Raw genomic sequence first — 19,217 nt, 5'->3', positions numbered from 1 at the left:
CCATCCTGGGTAAGCGGCGTCCTGCCGCTGGCGTTTTGCATTGCAACAATGGGCTGCGTAGGTCGTTTCGCAGCCATGACGAACATCAGCCGAAGAGATGCAATGCTGGCAGCGGGCGCGACTGCGCTGTGGCCGGCGCTGGCGCAGGCGCAGCGGCGTGGGGGTGAGGCGACGCCTTTCTCCTGGGACGTGCTTCAGCAACGCGCGCAGGCGCTCGCCCGCCAGCCTTATCGCGCACCGCAGCCGTCAGCGGCGGCCGCCGCGCTGGACTATGATGCGGTTGGCGGGATCCGCTACCGGGCCGAAAAGACGCTGGCCGGCGGCATCCGCCCGTTTCCGCTCGGAAAGTACGCGCCGGTTCCGGTGACGATCAACGTCGTCGCGAACGGAAGCGCCACCCGCGTCGATTATTCGCCGGCCTTGTTCGAGACGAAGCGCGGCGTCACGCCCGCCCCGGGTTTCGCCGGGTTCCGCGTCATGGAGCCGGGTCGGGACAGCGACTGGCTCGCCTATATGGGCGCTTCCTACTTCCGCTCGGCGGGTTCGCAGGACCAGTACGGCCTGTCGGCGCGCGGCATCGCGGTCGATACCGGCCTCGAAAAAGAACAATTTCCGACGTTCACCGAATTCTGGATCGAGGCGCTCGGTGAAGGTGGGTACACGATCTACGCGCTACTCGACGGCGAGAGCCTGACCGGCGCGTTCCGCTTCGTGTCGCGGCATCCCGGTGCGGTGGTGCAGGACGTGTCGTCGGTGCTGTTCCTTCGCCGACCGGTGGCGCGGCTCGGCATTGCGCCGGCCACCAGCATGTTCTGGTACGACGACCGCCGCCATCCGACCGCCAAGGACTGGCGACCCGAGATCCACGATTCAGACGGGCTGGCGATGTGGACCGCGGGCGGGGAGCATGTCTGGCGCCCGTTGCGCAATCCGATGCAGCCGACCACCGACAGCTTCGCTGCCGACGACCTTCGCGGGTTCGGGCTGCTCCAGCGCGACCGCGACTTCGACCATTATCAGGATGATGGCGCCTTCTACGATCGCCGTCCGAACCTGTGGATCGAGCCCAGGGGCAAATGGGGGGCAGGGCGCGTGATCCTCTATGCTTTCCCCACCGCGGGCGAGACGACCGACAATGTCGTTTGCTTCTGGACCCCAGGCGCCCCGGTCGCCGCCGGGCAGCGACTGGCGTTCGACTATCGGCTGACGTGGGGCTCGACCGATCCCAGCGTCGATCGCGCCGCGCATGTCGTTGACACCTGGACCGGCAGTGCCGGCCGCCCGGGTGGTGAGGCGATCGCCGGCGCGGTGAAGCTGGTCGCCGATTTCGTGGGTGACGGGCTCGCCGGGCTGACGCGGCAGAGCGGCGTCAGCGCCGACATCGGGGTGACGCGCGGCAAATTGCTTGAAAGCGCGGCCTACCCAGTGGTCGGGCAGAAGAATCGCTGGCGTGTCACCGCCGACATCGCGCCGGAAGGGAATGGCCCGGCCGACGTTCGCCTCTACCTGAAACGCGGTGCTGCGGCGCTCAGCGAGACGCTGCTGATGCCGCTCCAGCGACCGTGACGGACATTCATCCCCGCCTGCCGGCATCCGCGCCGATCGACATGCCCGAGCAGCGTTTCGACGGTCCGCCGCCGCCGGCACGCGCGGCGGATCCGTTCGACGGCGGCATCGGGTCGCCCGCCGACACGTTCGCGCGGCGCGCGATCCTCGTGCTGCTGACGCTGGTGCTGGCGCTTGCCGCATCGACAGCACTCAAGGAGTCGGTGCTGACCGACGGCCTGGCGGTCAGCGACATGCTGTTGCTGACGGTTTTCTTCCCGCTGTTCGCGTTGCTGGCGTTCGGATTCATCAATGCGGTCGTCGGCTTTCTCGTGCTGGCGACCGGGCTGCACCCCGGTTTCACACCGGTGCCGCGCTGGTCGGAACCGCTGAAGGGTCGCACCGCGATCCTGATGCCGGTCCACAACGAGGATATCGACGAGGTCTGCGGGCGGCTGTCGCATATGGCGGAGGCGCTGGCGCGTACGGGCACCTGTCCGTCGTTCGATTTCTTCATCCTCAGCGACTCATCGGCCGACAACGAAGCCGCCGAGGTCGCGGCATGGCAGGCGCTTGCCGCACGTAGCGACTGCGCGGTCTATTATCGTCGTCGCGTCGAGAACGTCGGGCGCAAACCGGGTAACATCGCGGAGTGGCTGCGCGCGTACGGCGCCGCGTACGATTACATGCTGATGCTCGACGCCGACAGCCTGATGGGTGGCGAGACGATCGTCGGGATGACGCAGATCATGGATCGTCGTCCCGGCGTCGCGTTGCTCCAGACCGTCCCGCAGGTGATCGGCGCGTCGACGCTGTTCCAGCACTGGATGCAGTTCGCCAGCCGTATCTACGGTCCTGCCGCCACCGCGGGACTCGTCTGGTGGTCAGGCGCGGAGGCGACGTTTTGGGGACATAACGCGCTGATCCGTGTGCACGCCTTCGCCGAGAGCTGTGGATTGCCGGTGCTGCCTGGCGCGCCGCCGTTCGGGGGTACGATCATGAGCCATGACGTGGTCGAGGCGGCGCTGCTGCGCCGGCGCGGCTGGCGTGTCCACATGGTGATGACCGAAGAGACGTTCGAGGAATATCCACCGACGTTGATCGATGCCGCGGTGCGGGACCGGCGCTGGGCGCAGGGCAACCTCCAGCATCTCGGGCTGCTGCACGCCTCCGGCTTCCACTGGATCAATCGGTTGCAGTTGCTGCTGGGCGCCGCCGGCTATCTGGCGTCGCCGCTGTGGTTGCTGCTGATCACCGTCAGCGTGGTGCAGGCGGTGCGTGGCGAGGCCGGACTGATGTCGGGCGATCCGTCGGGCGTGGTGCTGGGCACGACGCTCGCCTTGCTGTTCGGGCCGAAGCTGCTCGGTGTCGTCCACGCGCTATCCGATGCGCGGCGGCGGCGCGCGCTGGGCGGCACCGGGGCCATCCTGCGCTCCGTGCTGCTCGACGTGCCGCTGTCGACGCTCGCGGCGCCTGCGATCGCGCTAACGCAAACGATCGACCTGCTGGGCATCGCGCGTCAACGCAAGGCGGAGTGGCACCCGCAGAACCGCCGCGGCGACAGTTTGGCGATGCGTGCGATCCTTCCGCGCTATCGATGGCATATGGTGGCGGGCGCGGTGCTGCTCGCGTTGTCCCCATTGATGCCGACCGCGGCCTTGTGGCTGTCGCCGGTGACGGCCGGGTTGCTGTTGTCGCCACTGATCGTCCAACTCACCGCCAGCGAGCGCTGGGGTCGCCGCGCCGCGCGCGCCGCGGTGTTCGTCACCGATGCCGAGGGCGAGGAGCCGCGCGCGGTGCCGCTCACCGTAGCAGGTTGAGCGGAAACGCCAGGTTTGATCGACGCGGTGCGACGCTCACGAGGTCAGTATCCGAACTGAAACGGACATGAAAAAGGGGGCGGCGCGATGCGCCGCCCCCTTCCACTACCTCGAACAGCTCAGTTGCTGTCGGAATCGTCACCGTCGTCGGCGATGATGATGATGCCGGCGATCACCGCAGCAGCGGCGACGGCAGCGACGATCAGACCGCCACCGACCAGCTCGTTCTTCTTGGCGGTCGGCGCCGACGCACGGGCCGACTTCGCGACCGAGAGGCTGGCAGCCGAGTTCACCGGAGCCGCAACCGCCGGAACGGTGGCGAGCGAAGCGACTGCAGCCGCCATCAGAAACTTCTTCATAATTAGATCTCCCTCGAGCCGAACGCTACTCTCATGTCGCGCCGGCTCATGCAACGACACTAATGTTACAATGCGGCGAACGGCACCTTGAGCAGGATCAAGATAGGCCGAGATCACGCAGCAAACTGGGTCAGCAAATCGTGCGGCACCCCGGCCGTCAGCGTGACGCTGCCCGCAAAGTAATCCTCACGGTGGTGGTCGATGCGCTGCCCCACTACTCTGGTGCCGTACGCATGCGATATTCGTGCGGCTCGCACGCCATTGTACGCCTTTGACATGGCCCAACATAATCATCCCGCCGCGACCGTTCCGGCCCGATCGGTGCTGGGCGCCGTGGGAAGACCTGTCCGCTGGGTGCTGAGATGGTGGAGACGCTGGCGCGGGCGGCGGCGGCACCGGGGCGAGCGTAGCAATGCAAGTCTGTTCCGGAGCCACGACGCTCTGGATAGCTCCGCCACGCTCGCAACGACGTGCCGTAAGGCCCTAGTCCTTGGCGGTTCCCGGCTCGGCCATGTTGCGGTGCATGTGCGCGGTCACCTCTGCGGGCAGGACGTGCGCAGCCGCGGCCTGCAGCTTGTTCTTCCACCCCGAGACGATCGAATGCTTGCCCGACATCAGCGCATCCCAGCCGTCCTGCGCCACCTTCGCGGGATCGGACTTGCGATCCGACGTGCCGACGTCGGTGTCCATCATGTCGGCGCGATCGAAGAATTCGGTTTCGACCGGCCCCGGCATCAGCGTCGTCAGCGTGATGCCCTCATGATCCTTCAACTCGTCACGCAACGCGTCAGTAAATGAATCCACAAACGCCTTCGTCCCGTTGTACACCGCCTGGAAGCTGCCCGGCAGGAAGCCGGCGATCGAGCCGGTGACGAGGACCTTGCCCTGGTGTCGCTCGGTCATCTGACGCAGCACCTTCTGTAGAAGGTAGACGGTCCCCGTTATGTTGGTGTCCACCACACGTCGCCAATCCGCGACATCCTGATCGAGGAAGCCACGTCCGAGCCCCTTGCCGGCATTGGCGCAGAGCAGATCGATCGGACGGCCTTGCGCCGCGGCGAGCAGCCGGTCGACCCCGTCGATCGTCGACAGATCGGCCTCCACCGACTGCACCTGCGTGCCAAACTGCTTGAAGTCGGCTGCGGCTGCGTCGATCAACGGTTCGTCGGCGACGACGAGGATGTCGTAACCATCCTTCGCGGCGAGTGTGGCCAGCTCGAAGCCGATCCCGGTCGACGCGCCGGTGATGATCGCAAATTTGTCTGCCATGTGGATTCCTCTCGTCCTAAATTCGGTCGTGGTGAGAAGGTGTGTACCGACGTTGAAATGCACTGTCGGGCTGCGGCCTTCAGTGATGTTCGAGCCGCTGCCGCGGCGCTGCTCGGCCGCTGCTCAACTTTGAAAGGCCGCGAAAACCGCTCGTCACACCATTCCCGGCTTCAGCACGACCTTGGTCACATCGTTCTGCTGGTCGTGGAACATCTTGTATCCCTCCGGCCCCTTTTCGAGCGGCATCCGGTGCGAGATCAGGAAGGTGGTGTCGATCTTCTCCTCTAGGATCGCGGTCAGCAGCGCCGGCAGGTAGCGCTGGACGTGGGTCTGCCCGGTCTTGAGCGTCAGACCCTTTTCCATGAAGGCGCCCAGCGGCCATTTGTCGACGAACCCGCCATAAACCGCGGGCATCGATACGCGCCCGCCCTTGCGGCATGCGATGATCGCCTGCCGGTTGGCATGCGCGCGGTCGGTGCCGGTGAAGGTCGACACCTTGATCTGGTCCAGCACGTTGTCGACGAAGAAGCCGTGCGCCTCCAGCCCGACACTGTCGATCACCGCATCCGGGCCGATCCCGCCGGTCATCACCATCAGCGCCTCGTAGACCGCGGTTTCCTCGAAGTTGATCGTCTCGGCGCCGAAGCGCGCCGCCAGCTTGAGGCGGTTCGGAAAATGATCGATTGCGATCACGCGCTCGGCGCCCATCAGGAACGCCGACTGGATCGCGAACAGCCCGACCGGGCCGCAGCCCCAGACCGCCACGGTGTCACCCGGCTCGATGTCGGCATTCTCGGCCGCCATCCAGCCGGTCGGCAGAATGTCGGACAGGAACAGCACCTTGTCGTCCTCGACGCCATCGGGGATCACGATCGGGCCGACGTCGCTGAACGGCACGCGGACATATTCCGCCTGACCGCCGGCATAGCCGCCGGTCATGTGGCTATACCCGAACAGCCCCGCCATCGGCTGACCGTAGAGTTCCTGTGCGATATCCTGGTTGTCGGCGGGCAGGCCGTTGTCGCAGGCGGAGAATTGCTGCTTGGTGCAGTGATAGCAGCTGCCGCACGAGATCGTGAACGGCACGACCACGCGCTGGCCTTTCTTCAGCGTCGACTTCGCGCCGACTTCCACCACTTCGCCCATGAACTCATGGCCGAGAATGTCGCCGGACTTCATCGTGGGGATATAGCCGTCGTAAAGGTGCAGGTCCGAGCCGCAGATCGCAGTCGACGTCACCTTGATGATGCAGTCACGCGGGTTGACGATGCCGGGGTCGTCAACGGTATCGACGCGGACATCGTGCTTGCCGTGCCAGGCGATCGCTTTCACAGCCCCATCTCCTCGAATTGCTTGGCGTTCATCGCTGGTGTGGCGACTTCGCCGGTCTCCAGCAGCTGCTTGAAGCGACGCAGGTCACGCCGCGCCTGAATCGCGGGTTCGCGCTGGAACATCTTGGCGATTACCTTGCCGATCACTCCGCCGGGCGGGTCGTAGTCGATCGTCGCAACCACCACCGTTCCGCGCGTTCCGGCATCGCGGAATTCAACGCGACCCCGGTTTGGCACCTCGGCACCATCTTCGCTTTCCCAGGCGAGCAGCGCGCCGGGCACTTCCTGCGTGATCCGAGCATCCCACTCGACCGTCCCGCCCATCGGCGCCTTGACGACCCAGTGCGAACGACGTTCGTCATGCACCTCGATACGAACGACATTCTCCATGAAGGCCGGCCAGGCCGCGAAGTCGCGGAAGCGCGCATAGACTTCGTCGACGGGCAGGTTGATCGTCACTGCGCGTGCGGTAAGCGCCGTTGGCTTGTCTTGCTTGGCGGCGGCGAGCGGGGCGTCATCGGCCATGTCGGCTCCTTTGCTGTCGCGCCGTCAATGGCCAGTCCGCGTCACCCGTTCCTCGAAAAATCAGTACGTTGATCTGGGTCAATCATGTTGGCGCCCGGTTGACAGCTGCCCTCGATCCCATGCGGCGACGGCCGGGCCGGAGGCCTGGCCGTCGCCGCAAAGAAGGCAGGAGGCCGTTACGGGCTCCCCTTGCCGCCATGCGCGCCGACGGCGGTGCCGGTGGAGAAGCTGGTGCCGGCTTCGGCAAGCGCGACGTACAGCGGGGCCAGCTCTGCGGGTTGTCCCGCCCGGCCCAGCGGCGTGTCCTGCCCGAACTCGCCCATCTTGCCCGGCAATTGCCCGCCCGCGACCTGCAACGGCGTCCAGATCGGCCCCGGCGCGACCATGTTGACGCGAATACCCTTCTTCGCGAGCTGCTTCGCCAGCCCCTTGGTGAAGATCAGGATCGCGCCCTTGGTGCTGGCATAATCCAGCAATTCCTCGCCGGGGTCGTAGCTGTTGACCGAGCCGGTGTTGATGATGACCGAGCCGGCCGGCATCGACGGGATCGCCGCCTTGCAGATGCGGAACATCGCGAAGATGTTCGTTTCGAACGTCCGCACCATCTGCTCGTCGCTGATCTCGGAGATGTCGGCCTTGCTCTGCTGGTAGGCGGCGTTGTTGACCAGCAGGTCCAGCCCGCCCAATTGCCGCACGGCGTCGGCGACCAGGCTCGTGCACGCCTTTTCGGTGCGGATATCGGCCGGTAGCAGCACTGCCTTTCGCCCGGCCTGCTCGATCAGCGCCTTCACCTCGCGCGCGTCGGGCTCTTCGGTGGGATAGTAATTGATCGCCACGTCGGCGCCTTCACGCGCAAAGGCGATCGCCGCGGCGCGCCCGATCCCGCTGTCGCCGCCGGTCACCAGCGCCTTGCGCCCCGCGAGCCTTCCGGAACCGCGATAGCTCGTCTCGCCGCTGTCGGGGCGCGGCGTCATCTTGCCTTGCAGCGCCGGCCAGGGCTGGCGCTGCTCTGGGAACGGCGTCTTCGTATAGGCCGTGCGCGGATCGCGCAGCGTGGCGGCGGCGGGTGCGCCGTCCTGTGCCGCCGCGCCCTGGGCGCCGATCGTCAGCCCCACCGCCGCTGCACCGCCCAGCACGGTGCGGCGTGTCGTACCCTGATCGTCCATCTTGCTGATCTCCAAAGGTTATCAGCGCGAACGGGCTGCGGCGGAAGAGGTTGCGATCAGAAGTGGTAGCCGATCGTCCCCTGCACGATCCGGCGATTGCCGTACCAACACCATGCGTAATTGGCGAAGCACGAGGTGATGTAGCTGCGATCGAACAGGTTCGACGCGTTCACCGATGCGGTCAGCCCGCGCAACGCCGGGTTCACGCGCTCCAGATCCAGCCGCGCCCAGGCGTCGTAGACGGTGTAGGACGGGCTGTTGAGCGCCGCCGCCGCCGCCGGGTTTTCGGGCGGGGTGTAGACGCCGGCATAGACCTCGTCGACGTGCCGCACCGCGCCGCCCACCGTCAGGCCGTGGAACGTGCCGCGCTCCGGCGCCCAGTCGACGATCAGCGACGCGCCGCCACGCCCGACCGTCTCCAGTCCGCGCCCGACCCGCGACGGGTCCTGCGGGTCGCTGATTGTGCGCACCCGCTGCCGGCTGAACGCCGCGCGCGCGGTGAAGCCATAGCCCAACGGCGCACTGCCCTCGAACTCGACCCCCGTCGAGCGCACCGCGCCGGTCTGCCGCGAGATCGCGAAGTCGGGGGTGGAGGTCACGACGTTCGTCTGGTCGATCTTGAACCACGCGCCGGACAGCAGGATCGGCGTGCCCGGCACGCTGAACTTGGCGCCCGCCTCGATCTGCTTGCCCAGCGACGGGTCGGCGATGCCCAGCGTGTTGTCGGCGCGACGCACCGTCGCCGCCTGCTGTTCGAACGATGTCGAATAGCTGACGTACGGTGCCAGCCCGAACGGCAGCGTGTAGAGCGCGGCGGCGCGCCATGTGAACTTCTCGTCTTGCTTGGGCGTCCCGCCGTTCTGCTGGCCGCGCGCCCAATCCTGGCGTCCGGCCAGCGTCACGCGCAGTGCATCCCACTCTAGCTGGTCCTGCACATAGACACCCTGCTGGCGGAGCCGCGCGTCGAGCCTGAATTCGCCAGTCCCTCCGGGCACTTGCGCCGGGGTGCGCGGTACCGTCATCGTGCCATAGACCGGGTTGTACACGTCGAGCGGGGTGCCGCCGCCGAACTGCCCATCTTCCGTGGAATGCGCCACCTGCCGGTCGACCCCCAACAGCAGCCGATGCGTGACCGGCCCGGTCCGCACCGTCCCGGCAAGCTGATTGTCATAGGTCCAGTTGTTCAACTCCTCGTCGGTCGCATAGCTGGCGCGATTGTAGAGGCGCGTGCTGCCCGCCACCGGTGCGCCGCGGACATAGACCAGGCCGAGTTGCGCGGTGACGTTCTGGTAGCGGCCCGACGCGCGAAAGCTCCACCCCCCGCCGAAGTCGTGGCGGAAGATATAGGTGCCCGCCGCCTGCTCGCGCTGATACCGGTTGCCGTCCTCGCCGCCATCGAAGCGCGTCGACAGCTTCCCGTTGGGATTGTCGACCAGCGTGCCCAGCGCCGGGAACACCCCGTATGCGCCATTATGGGGATCGTGCGAATAGGTGCCGAGTACGGTGAAGGTGGTACGCGATCCGTTGCCGATCGTCACCGCGCCCGACACCGTCTGCCGCTCGCGCCGTGCGAAGCGCTGCTGGGTGTCGGCGCCGTTCGCACTGCCATAGACGCGCCATAGCACGTCGCTGCCGGCCTGCCCGCCGATGTCCGCATCAAGGCGGTAGAGGTCGTATTCGCCGTACGTGCCGGCGACCCCGCCGTAGAGCGGCACGTCGACCGGCAGCTTGCTGGTCTGCGCCACCAGCCCGCCGGGACCGGACTGGCCATAGAGCGTCGAGGCCGGGCCTTTCAGTACCTCGAACCGGTCGAGCCGCGACACGTCGACCTGCGGGATCGCATAGCCGGTGGTGCTACCGAACTGCTTCAGTCCGTCGAGGAACACCGGCGCGTCGAAGCCGCGCAGCTTGAACTGGTCGTAGACCTCTGCGCTCGCGCCACGCGTTTCCGGCGTGACCCCGGCGACGAACCGCAGCGCCTGGTTGAGGTTCTGAAGCCCGAGCTCCTGAATGTCACCGGCGGTGACGACCGTGATCGACTGGGCGGTCTCGGCGAGTGGCAGCGCGGACTTGGTGCCGGCCGAGGCGAGATCGGGCGCTTGCCGGCCGGTGACGATCACATCGTCGATCGACGATGTTTCGGCGCGTTGCTGCGCGATCGCCGGCGTTGCGGTGAGGGCAGTGGCGAGCGCAAACACGCTGGCGGACATTCGGCTGGACATAGAACCCCTTGGTTGATGAGGGGAGCCCTATCGCGGCTGCGAGTGAGTATCAATAGATGATCGTGTGTCGAACATATCCGGGGGGCGCGCGTGCCATCAGGCGGGACGACATGCAGGTTTGGGCGCTACGCCTGCGGAGCTTCTAAACCGCGCTCGGCGTCGACGGTGCCCTCGGCCTCATAGTGGCGCCGATTGATCCTCAGAGCAGGCCGGAGCAGAAGTCGCTTACCCGTAGGGTCATGAGGCGGCGCATCGCTCATGCCGCCGGAAGGGCGCAAGCCAACGATGCAAGTTCAATAGGCGATGATCCCCAACGATCGCGTGAGGGCAGCCCTAGAATTCGCCAAATCGAAATTGCCTGACAGTCCTTACGAACGGGCTGGCAGTGAATAAGCGAATCAGCCCTGGTCGCTGGAAAAATCGGTCGCGTACCCGAAGGCGGGCCGCCCGCCAGCCCGGCACCGATCATCTACGCCAGATATGAGAAGAGGTTGCCGGGCGCCCGCGAACGGATGCCCGACAACCCCTTGACATGGTCAGCGGCCGGAGAGCTCCAGCCCGGGAGACCATGTGGGCCTCCAGAAACCATATCACTCGCTACGTTGAAGAGAGGATGCATCCTCCCGTAGCGGCGATCCAGGTCCTAGAAGCGTGCCTCCCGAACGAACTGAACCGACCCCATTGCTGAACCATGAGACATCGGATCACCTCCTTTCGCTGGTTGATAACAGTTGCGACTGCGTAAGCCGCATCCACAATGTGCGACGCGGCGGGCTGCGATGCAAGCCCGCGGATGCCCGAAATGCGACAAAGATTCCGGTCGCGAGGTCAGCCGCGGCAATCCTCGATCACGCGCCCGACCTCGGCCCACGGTGGCAGCACCAGCGGCGCCGCGCCGGGCTGTTCGATCGTGAAGCGCCCGCGCGTGAACGCCATCGCGTCCAGCAGCCGGTCGTCAGCCGCGAAGCGCGCCGCAATCCCGGACGTGGCGCCGGTCGTTACCTGTGTCGCCACCGCGCGCGTCATTGCACTGGTGCGGATCGTGAACGCGCCGGGGACGCCACCCGGGACGACAAGGAACAACGCGCGTTGCGTGCGGTCGCAGCGCAGTTCGGCACGTGACGCGCCGCCGGCCACCGCATAGCTCGCGCGGCTCCCGTTCGCTTCGCGGCGATAACGCCACGCACCTGACGTCCACGGTCGATCCTGCCAGTCGGCGACGACCGGCGCAGGCACCGGAGGCGGCGCGGGGGGAGGCGGCGCCGGCGCCGGCGCGGGGGCGGGCGGCACCGCGCGCGGCACGCACGCGCCGATCGCGAGCGCGAGGCCGGTGGCAGCGAGGAGGGAGCGTAGACGGGTCACACCCGGCGCTATGACCGATCCTCCGCGTGTGCTCAACCGTCCGCCCCGGAACCGCCGCACCCGGACGACGGTTCACCGCGTCGAACGTTCTAACATAGGAGTATTCGACCATGGCCGATGACGCGCCGACCCAGATCCTGGTGCAGGCCAATCTGGGCGATACCATGAAGGTCGACACCCGCGACGGCGATCATCTGGGCACGGTCCATGCCTTCATGGTCCACAAGTCGACGGGCAAGGCAACTCATGCGGTGCTCAGCCTCGGCGGGTTCCTCGGCATGGGCAAGAGCTTCTACCCGCTGCCGTTCGCGCTCCTGCAATTCGATCCGGTGCGTGACCGCTATGTCGTGACGATCGACCGTCGGCTGCTGGAAGGCGGGCCGAGCTGGGCGAACAATGCCCCGATCTTCGACCAGGCCTACGCCGATCGCGTCGCCAGTTACTATCAGGTGCAGGGCGAAAATCTCAACGTCGCGTAAGGAGCGATACGATGACCGAGCGCAAGCAGAACGACGTGCAGGAAGCCGTCGAGGAATTGCTGACCGATCCCGACGCTCCGGAGGAGGGTAACAGCAGCCCGCCGCCGCAGACCGTCGACGCAGAGCCTGAAGACGAGCGCTGATGCTCGCGCCGGCGCGGTACTGACGTTCGTCCGGATAATCCGGTTCAAGTCTCCCGGCATCGATCCGGCGCTATTGCCTCCGTGTCGGTCGATAGCGGGTCGCCGGATCAAGGTCGGGGGCGGCAATGACCGAGAACGTCGATCCGGGCCTGGCACCCGGTCGACAAGCCGAATCCGGTTGCGGGAAGAGCAGTAACGCCGCCGCAGCGGAGCAGAGGGATCGATGATGCGGGTCGTGAGATGATGCTGCCAGGGCTCGCGCTTCGTCCATCACCCGGTTATCGCACGATCCGAGCCGTCGCGGTCGAGCCCGCTCCGCGCGACGATCAGCCCCCGGCCGCCGGTTCCGGCACGATGATCCACTCGTGGTTTTCGACGATCCACGCCGGTACCGGGCGCCCTTCCGCGTCGCGCGACGGATCGTAGCGGAAGCGCCGCTGGATCAGCCGGCAGGTCGTCGCGTCCAGCCCGGCATTGCCGCTGCTTTTCTCGATCAGGCAGTCGCGCACACGCCCGTCGCTCCACACGAGGAACTTGACCGACACGATGCCCTGAAAGCCCGCGTCGCCAAGGTCGCGCGGATAGTCGGCATCGTTCAGCCGCCCGCGCTTCCACACCGGCGGAGTCTCGGCACCGCCACCGCCGTCGCCGTCCCCCCAGCCACCGCTACCGGTTCCGTCGCCGATCCCGCCGGCGCCGGTGCCCGGCCCGGCGCGATCGGCGGCACCCTGCGTCGACTGGTTGCCCGCGAAGGGCTTGAGCGTCACGGTGATCGGCGGTGGCGGCAGCCGCACGACAACGACCGGGCGGGGTGCGGTGACCTGCGTCGCCTGCGCGCGAATATTGGGCGGGGCGGCGCGGCCCGACGGACGCGACGAGACGATGCGCCTGGGCACGATCTCGACCGTCGGCGGTGGCGGCGGATCGATGCGGAACACCGCCAGCCCGTCCGCGATCCGTTCGCGAAGCGGCGCGCCGGCAAGCCCGACGAACAGCGCCCAGCCGAGTGCCGCGCTCACCGCCGCGGCGGCGAGGGCGGGGCCGATCCGGTCGCGGGCGGGCTGCGCATACATGCCGCCCATATAGGGGCGAGCGGCTGAACCGGGAGTGATCGTAACGACTTCGGCACGCGCCCGGCGACGGAGCGGCACGCGCCCGGCGACGGAGCGGCACGCGGCGGTCCTGGATCGGACGTCGCGGCGGGGCTCAATCGTCAGACGGCTACCGCTTGCCGAATTTCCGCTGCACCTTCCCGAAGCGTGTCTTGCGCGTTCCCGGCTTGCCTTCGTTGCTGCGCCCCATCACCGGCGCACGGTGCTGCTCGACCGGCAGACCGAGCTCTTCCTGCTCCAGCTGCCGGATCTCGTCGCGCAGGCGGCCCGCTTCCTCGAACTCGAGGTCGGACGCCGCCTTGCGCATCTTCTTCTCCAGCTCCTCGATGTAGGCGCGCAGATTGTGGCCCACCATGTGCGGCCGATCGTCGTCGATCTCGACGGTCACCTGATCCTTCGACGCGACATGCGCGATGATGTCGCCGATGTTGCGGCGGATCGTCGTCGGGGTGATGTTGTGCTCGCGGTTGTACGCCTCCTGCTTTTCGCGGCGGCGCGCGGTCTCGTTCATCGCGCGCTCCATGCTGCCGGTGATGCGGTCGGCATAGAGGATCACGCGCCCGTCGACGTTGCGTGCCGCGCGGCCGATCGTCTGGATCAGCGACGTTTCGGAGCGCAGGAAGCCTTCCTTGTCGGCGTCGAGGATCGCCACCAGCCCGCATTCGGGGATGTCGAGCCCTTCGCGAAGCAGGTTGATGCCGATCAGCACGTCGTACACGCCAAGCCGCAGGTCGCGGATCAGCTCGATACGCTCCAGCGTCTCGACGTCTGAGTGCATGTAGCGGACCTTGATCCCCGCCTCGTGCATGTACTCGGTCAGGTCCTCCGCCATCCGCTTGGTCAGCGTGGTGACGAGCGTGCGATAGCCAAGCGCAGTGGTCTTGCCGCATTCGACGATCAGATCCTGCACCTGCTCCTCGACCGGCTTGATCTCGACTGGCGGGTCGATCAGCCCGGTCGGACGGATCACCTGCTCGGCGAACACGCCGCCCGCCTGCTCCATCTCCCATGTGCCCGGCGTCGCCGACACGCACACCGTCTGCGGGCGCATCGCGTCCCATTCGTTGAAGCGCAGCGGGCGGTTGTCGATCGCCGAGGGAAGGCGGAAGCCATATTCGGCCAGCGTGATCTTGCGACGGTGATCGCCGCGCGACATGCCGTTGATCTGCCCGATCGTCTGATGGCTCTCGTCGACGAACAGCAGCGCGTTCTCGGGCAGATATTCGAACAACGTCGGCGGCGGCTCGCCGGGCAGGCGGCCGGTCAGGAAGCGGCTGTAATTCTCGATCCCGTTGCAGCTGCCGGTCGCCGCGATCATCTCAAGGTCGAAGTTCGTACGCTGCTCCAGCCGCTGCCGCTCCAGCAGCTTGCCCTCGATCTCCAGTTCCTTGAGCCGCTCGGTCAGTTCGTGGCGGATCGCGTCGGCGGCCTGCTTCATCGTCGGGCCGGGGGTGACGTAGTGCGAGTTGGCATAGATGCGGATCGAGTTCAGGCTCGCCGACTTCTTGCCGGTCAGCGGATCGAACTCGACGATCTCCTCGATCTCGTCGCCGAAGAACGACACGCGCCACGCGCTGTCCTCATAGTGCGACGGAAAGATCTCGAGATTGTCGCCCTTCACGCGGAAGTTGCCACGCTGAAAAGCCGCGTCGTTGCGCTTGTATTGCAGCGCGACCAACTTGCGGACGATCTCGCGCTGATCCACGCTCTGGCCCTTCTTCAAGTCGAAGATCATCGCCGAATAGGTTTCGACCGAGCCGATGCCGTACAGGCACGAAACGGAGGCGACGATGATCACGTCGTCGCGTTCCAGCAGCGATCGGGTCGCGGAATGGCGCATCCGGTCGATCGACTCGTTGATGCTCGACTCCTTTTCGATATAGGTGTCGCTGCGGGGGACGTATGCTTCAGGCTGGTAATAATCGTAGTAACTGACGAAATATTCGACCGCATTTTCGGGAAAGAACGATTTGAACTCGCCGTAAAGCTGCGCGGCGAGGATCTTGTTCGGCGCCAAGATCAGCGCCGGGCGCTGCATCGCCTCGATCACCTTCGCCATCGTGAAGGTCTTGCCCGATCCCGTTACACCCAGCAGCACCTGGTCCTTCTCGCCCGCCAGCGCCGAATCGACCAGCTCGCGGATCGCGGTGGGCTGGTCGCCGGACGGTTCATACTCGCTGACCAGCGTGAAGCGGCGGCCGCCCTCGACCTTGGCGGGGCGGGCGGGGCGATGGGGCACGAAGTTCTCGCCGGTTTCGGGTTCGGCCAAGTTGGTGCGGATCTGGATCGCCATGCCGACAATATGGGCGCGGATGTCGCCGGGTGAAAGGGCAGGCAGAGCGTGCGTTGACGATCCGTTCTCACTGCGCTACTGCGAAGCACTCGCAATCAAGGTATTCCGATGTACCGCTTTGTCGACCGCCTGCCGCCGAACCTCGACGAGCATTTTCATTTCCTTACCGGTGCGATGCGGCAATGGACTGCGGCGGCCCGCGCCGGGCGGTGTCCGTGTGCGGCACTGGCGCCCGGCTTCGCGTGGCGCGGCGTGATGCCAGCACTGGGCGACTTCGTGAAGGCGATGGCGTTGCTCGACGCGCATGCGCTGCGCTGGATGCGCTTCGGCACGCCGGGTGCCGCGAACGTCACCGAGGCGGAGGCGACGCTGCTGGCGATGTTCGCCGCCGGGCTGGACGGCGATGCGGTGGCGGTGCGGCGCATTGCGGCGACGTTGGTGGCCGACAGCGGCGCGCATGATGCCGTCGCGCAACTCGCGTCGGCCGCCGAATGGGTGTCGCTGCGCTTCGTGCAGGCGCCGCTTGCGCAACGCGACTGAGCGCGCTTGCCGGCCCCCAAGCCCAGCTATGGTTGACCCCACCGGACGCGCGCCATAGGGCGCACCATTCGCAAAAAATCCTCATTTCCAGACCGGATCGCCGATGACCGACCTGCGTGCGCCAGTGCTAATCCCTGAATCGACCGCCTTCCTGAGCGTCGCGGTCAAATGGGTGCGCCACTGGAACGAGCATCTGTTCAGCTTCGCGGTCGAGCGGCCGGCGTCGTTCCGTTTCCGCTCGGGCGAGTTCGTGATGATCGGCCTGCCCGGTGAGGGCGGGACCGACGACAAACCCGCCAAGCCGGTGATGCGCGCCTATTCCATCGCCAGCCCGGCATGGGCCGAGGAGCTCGAATTCCTGTCGATCAAGGTGCCCGGCGGTCCGCTGACCGGGCGCTTGCAGGCGGTGGAGGCGGGTGACCAGCTCTATCTCGGCAAGAAGCCGACCGGTACGCTGGTGCTCGACGCACTGCTCGGCGGCAAGCGACTGTTCCTGTTATCGACCGGCACCGGGCTGGCGCCGTTCCTCAGCGTCGCGCGCGATCCGGACGTGTACGAGCGGTTCGAGCAGGTCGTGATCGTCCACGGCGTCCGCCGGGTCGACGATCTGGCGTTCCACGATGAGCTCGGCGCGCGCCTGGCCGACGACCCGCTCGTCGCCGACGAGGCCGCGACGCGCTTCCACTACGTCCCCGCGGTCACGCGTGAGGACTTCCACACCACCGGTCGCATCCCGGCGCTGATCGAGAACGGGCGGTTGTTCCAGGGGCTGGAAGGCGAGCCGCACTTCGATCCCGAAACGGACCGCGTGATGCTGTGCGGTTCGACGGCGATGATCCGCGAGATCGCCTCGATGCTCGAGCACAAGGGATTTGCGGAGGGTTCGAATGCCAACCCCGGCCAGTTCGTGATCGAACGCGCGTTCGTGGATTGAGCCCGCTGCCGTCATAGCGCGCAGCGAAGCAATCCGGCGCGTCAGGAATGGCGCTCGATTGCTCCGCAGTGCTCGCTATGACGGAAGTCCCACGCTAAAGCTCCCGCCATGCTCGACATGCGACCCGATTGCGAACGCTGCGGCGTGGACCTGCCCGCCGACGAGGCCGGGGCCTTCATCTGCTCGCTCGAATGCACCTTCTGCGCCGAATGCGCCGACACGCTCGACGACACCTGCCCGAATTGCGGCGGCGAGTTGCTCGATCGCCCGGCACGCCTCGGCAAGGTGCTGAAACAACACCCCGCGGCCACCGAACGGCGCTTCCGCGAATGACGATGCCGCGCGTGCTGATCGTCGCCGGCTCCGATTCCGGCGGCGGGGCGGGGATCCAGGCCGATATCAAGACCGTCACGATGCTCGGCGGCCACGCGATGACCGCGATCACCGCCGTCACCGCGCAGAACACGCTTGGCGTGCAGGGGATCGCCGCGCTGTCCCCCGCGATCGTCCGGCAGCAGATGGCGAGCGTCGCCACCGATCTCGGCGTCGATGCGGTCAAGATCGGGATGCTGGGCGGAGCGGCCATCGCCGCCGCGGTCGCCGACGAACTCGCCAATGGTGCTTACGCCGTGCCGATCGTCCTCGATCCGGTGATGGTCGCGACCAGCGGTGCGACCCTCGCCGACGCCGCGACGATTGCCGCGTTCGCGCGACTGGCGCGGATGAGCACGCTGGTGACCCCGAACCTCCCCGAACTTGCGGCGCTCGCCGGGCGCGACGCGCTCGCCGCCGCCGATGTCGCACCCGCCGCGCGCGATTATGCCGCGGCGATCGGCGCGCCGGTGCTGGTCAAGGGCGGCCACGCCGCCGGCGACATCGTGGTCGATCGCCTGATCGGCCCCGACGGCACGATCGCGGAATGGGCCGACCCGCGGATCGACACCCGGCATAGCCACGGCACCGGCTGTACGCTGGCAAGTGCGATCGCCGATGGTCTCGCGCGCGGCATGGTCCTGACGGACGCCATTGCCCGCGCGCGACTGTTCGTGCGGATTGCACTGCGCGAGGCACCGGGCCTCGGGCACGGGCATGGACCGATGGGGCACGCGCGGGTGCGGCTCGATGTGCCGGGCGATGCGACGCCCAATCAGGTGACGCTACCCGCCGTCGACCACGCCGCCAGCCTCGTATTCTATCGCGCGCTGGGGCTGACGGCGATCGTCGACAGCGGCGGGCGCTATGCGCGGTTCCAGAGCGAGGGCGGCGCGACGTTGTCGATCGAGGCCGCGCACGAAGCGGAGGGCGTCCGCGTCTACCTGGAAGTCGCTGATCTCGACGGCGCGGTGGCGAAAGCGCGCGCGGCGGGTATCGCGGTCGATGATCCGGTCGCCCGGCGTTGGGGCTGGCGTGAAGCGCGGCTTGCTGATCCGGCGGGCAACGCGCTCTGCCTCTACAGCGCAGGAGAGCATCGTCGCTTTCCACCATGGCGACTGCCATGCCCGGCCTGAAGCACGAACGCGCCTGTCTGCCGCCGGTCGCCGGGGTGGACGAGGCCGGGCGCGGGCCGCTCGCCGGCCCGGTCGTCGCCTGCGCGCTGGTGTTGCCCGCCAGGGGCGTGCCGCGCGGGATCGACGATTCGAAGAAGCTGCCGGCGGTCGAGCGCGCGCGCCTTCATGCGCGGCTCGTCGATTGCGCCGCTTATGGCATCGGCATCGTCGAGCCGGCGGAGATTGACACGCTCAACATCTACTGGGCGACGATGAAGGCGATGACGCTCGCGGTCGATCGCCTGGTGGATATGCTGGGCTGCGTGCCGGGCCATGTGCTGGTCGATGGCAATCGCCTGCCGCGATGGGGCTATGCCGCGACCGCGATCGTCTCGGGGGACGCGCACAGTCGCTCGATCGCCGCCGCCTCGATCATCGCCAAGCATACCCGCGACCAGATCATGATTGCCGCTGCCGAATCGCATCCGCACTACGGCTGGCACGCCAACAAGGGCTATGGCAGCGCGCAGCATCTCGCCGCCTTGCGCGAACACGGCCCGTCGCCGCTCCACCGCCGCAGCTTCGCGCCGGTCGCGCAATGTGTTTTGCCGTTTTGAGTCATTTCGGCCA

Annotated in this window: 19 protein-coding genes; 9 read left to right on the top strand and 10 right to left on the bottom strand. The window is 67.0% G+C overall.

From position 1 onward, the window contains the following. Nucleotides 1-75: 75 nt before the first annotated feature. Both SPHPHY_RS0111630 and mdoH read left to right on the top strand, forming a co-directional pair. Nucleotides 76-1,566, top strand: coding sequence for a glucan biosynthesis protein (locus tag SPHPHY_RS0111630; protein ID WP_028056814.1), 1,491 nt, complete (start codon nt 76-78; stop codon nt 1,564-1,566). Continuing rightward, the gene (gene mdoH / locus SPHPHY_RS20030) at nt 1,563-3,365 is read left to right on the top strand and encodes a glucans biosynthesis glucosyltransferase MdoH (RefSeq protein WP_022686858.1); all 1,803 of its coding nucleotides are present in this window, start codon (nt 1,563-1,565) and stop codon (nt 3,363-3,365) included. Before SPHPHY_RS0111630 ends, mdoH begins: the two co-directional genes overlap by 4 nt. Before the next feature lie 119 nt (nt 3,366-3,484). Here mdoH and SPHPHY_RS0111620 read toward each other — a convergent pair whose 3' ends face one another. From SPHPHY_RS0111620 to SPHPHY_RS0111585, 8 genes are all read right to left on the bottom strand, one after another. Continuing rightward, entirely contained in the window at nt 3,485-3,724 is a 240-nt protein-coding gene (locus SPHPHY_RS0111620) for a hypothetical protein (RefSeq protein ID WP_022686857.1), read from the bottom strand. Between the two features lie 113 nt (nt 3,725-3,837). Beyond that, entirely contained in the window at nt 3,838-4,002 is a 165-nt protein-coding gene (locus SPHPHY_RS22010) for a hypothetical protein (RefSeq protein ID WP_156025092.1), read from the bottom strand. Between the two features lie 205 nt (nt 4,003-4,207). Next, nucleotides 4,208-4,993, bottom strand: coding sequence for an SDR family NAD(P)-dependent oxidoreductase (locus SPHPHY_RS0111610; protein ID WP_022686855.1), 786 nt, complete (start codon nt 4,991-4,993; stop codon nt 4,208-4,210). Nucleotides 4,994-5,146: 153 nt separating this feature from the next. Continuing rightward, a complete protein-coding gene (locus tag SPHPHY_RS0111605; RefSeq protein ID WP_022686854.1) occupies nt 5,147-6,325 on the bottom strand; it encodes a zinc-dependent alcohol dehydrogenase in 1,179 nt (392 codons plus the stop codon). Next, complete coding sequence (locus SPHPHY_RS0111600) at nt 6,322-6,849, bottom strand: SRPBCC family protein (RefSeq protein ID WP_022686853.1); 528 nt, start codon at nt 6,847-6,849, stop codon at nt 6,322-6,324. Before SPHPHY_RS0111600 ends, SPHPHY_RS0111605 begins: the two co-directional genes overlap by 4 nt. Before the next feature lie 176 nt (nt 6,850-7,025). After that, entirely contained in the window at nt 7,026-8,015 is a 990-nt protein-coding gene (locus tag SPHPHY_RS0111595; RefSeq protein WP_028056812.1) for an SDR family oxidoreductase, read from the bottom strand. A 56-nt stretch (nt 8,016-8,071) separates the two neighbouring features. Then, complete coding sequence (locus SPHPHY_RS0111590) at nt 8,072-10,225, bottom strand: TonB-dependent siderophore receptor (RefSeq protein ID WP_022686851.1); 2,154 nt, start codon at nt 10,223-10,225, stop codon at nt 8,072-8,074. Nucleotides 10,226-11,065: 840 nt separating this feature from the next. Beyond that, the gene (locus SPHPHY_RS0111585) at nt 11,066-11,599 is read right to left on the bottom strand and encodes a hypothetical protein (protein ID WP_022686850.1); all 534 of its coding nucleotides are present in this window, start codon (nt 11,597-11,599) and stop codon (nt 11,066-11,068) included. Nucleotides 11,600-11,709: 110 nt separating this feature from the next. Here SPHPHY_RS0111585 and SPHPHY_RS0111580 point away from each other — a divergent pair, with 110 nt between their 5' ends. Next, nucleotides 11,710-12,078, top strand: coding sequence for a PRC-barrel domain-containing protein (locus SPHPHY_RS0111580; protein ID WP_022686849.1), 369 nt, complete (start codon nt 11,710-11,712; stop codon nt 12,076-12,078). 11 nt (nt 12,079-12,089) lie between these two features. Further along, the gene (locus SPHPHY_RS22665; RefSeq protein WP_022686848.1) at nt 12,090-12,221 is read left to right on the top strand and encodes a hypothetical protein; all 132 of its coding nucleotides are present in this window, start codon (nt 12,090-12,092) and stop codon (nt 12,219-12,221) included. Between the two features lie 326 nt (nt 12,222-12,547). Here SPHPHY_RS22665 and SPHPHY_RS0111570 read toward each other — a convergent pair whose 3' ends face one another. Both SPHPHY_RS0111570 and uvrB read right to left on the bottom strand, forming a co-directional pair. Beyond that, the gene (locus SPHPHY_RS0111570; RefSeq protein WP_028056810.1) at nt 12,548-13,294 is read right to left on the bottom strand and encodes an energy transducer TonB; all 747 of its coding nucleotides are present in this window, start codon (nt 13,292-13,294) and stop codon (nt 12,548-12,550) included. A gap of 148 nt (nt 13,295-13,442) precedes the next feature. Further along, nucleotides 13,443-15,626, bottom strand: a complete 2,184-nt coding sequence (uvrB, locus tag SPHPHY_RS0111565) for an excinuclease ABC subunit UvrB (RefSeq protein WP_022686846.1) — start codon at nt 15,624-15,626, stop codon at nt 13,443-13,445. Nucleotides 15,627-15,734: 108 nt separating this feature from the next. Between uvrB and SPHPHY_RS20980 the strand changes: the two genes are divergently transcribed. The 5 genes from SPHPHY_RS20980 to SPHPHY_RS0111540 all read left to right on the top strand — a co-directional run bounded on the left by SPHPHY_RS20980 (nt 15,735) and on the right by SPHPHY_RS0111540 (nt 19,204). After that, nucleotides 15,735-16,166 (top strand): hypothetical protein, encoded by a 432-nt coding sequence (locus tag SPHPHY_RS20980; RefSeq protein ID WP_022686845.1) that lies wholly within the window; start codon nt 15,735-15,737, stop codon nt 16,164-16,166. Nucleotides 16,167-16,269: 103 nt separating this feature from the next. Next, nucleotides 16,270-17,100, top strand: a complete 831-nt coding sequence (locus tag SPHPHY_RS0111555; RefSeq protein WP_022686844.1) for a ferredoxin--NADP reductase — start codon at nt 16,270-16,272, stop codon at nt 17,098-17,100. Nucleotides 17,101-17,208: 108 nt separating this feature from the next. Further along, entirely contained in the window at nt 17,209-17,433 is a 225-nt protein-coding gene (locus SPHPHY_RS0111550; protein WP_022686843.1) for a DUF1272 domain-containing protein, read from the top strand. Then, nucleotides 17,430-18,608 carry a bifunctional hydroxymethylpyrimidine kinase/phosphomethylpyrimidine kinase gene (thiD, locus tag SPHPHY_RS0111545; RefSeq protein WP_022686842.1) on the top strand — a complete coding sequence of 393 codons (1,179 nt, stop codon included), beginning with the start codon at nt 17,430-17,432 and terminating at the stop codon, nt 18,606-18,608. Before SPHPHY_RS0111550 ends, thiD begins: the two co-directional genes overlap by 4 nt. Beyond that, nucleotides 18,596-19,204 (top strand): ribonuclease HII, encoded by a 609-nt coding sequence (locus tag SPHPHY_RS0111540; RefSeq protein ID WP_022686841.1) that lies wholly within the window; start codon nt 18,596-18,598, stop codon nt 19,202-19,204. The genes thiD and SPHPHY_RS0111540 overlap by 13 nt, the downstream gene beginning before the upstream one ends. Nucleotides 19,205-19,217: the final 13 nt, after the last annotated feature.

The sequence above is a fragment of the Sphingomonas phyllosphaerae 5.2 genome (assembly GCF_000419605.1).
Taxonomy (GTDB): domain Bacteria; phylum Pseudomonadota; class Alphaproteobacteria; order Sphingomonadales; family Sphingomonadaceae; genus Sphingomonas; species Sphingomonas phyllosphaerae_B.
This window is presented reverse-complemented; position numbering and strand designations above follow the sequence as displayed.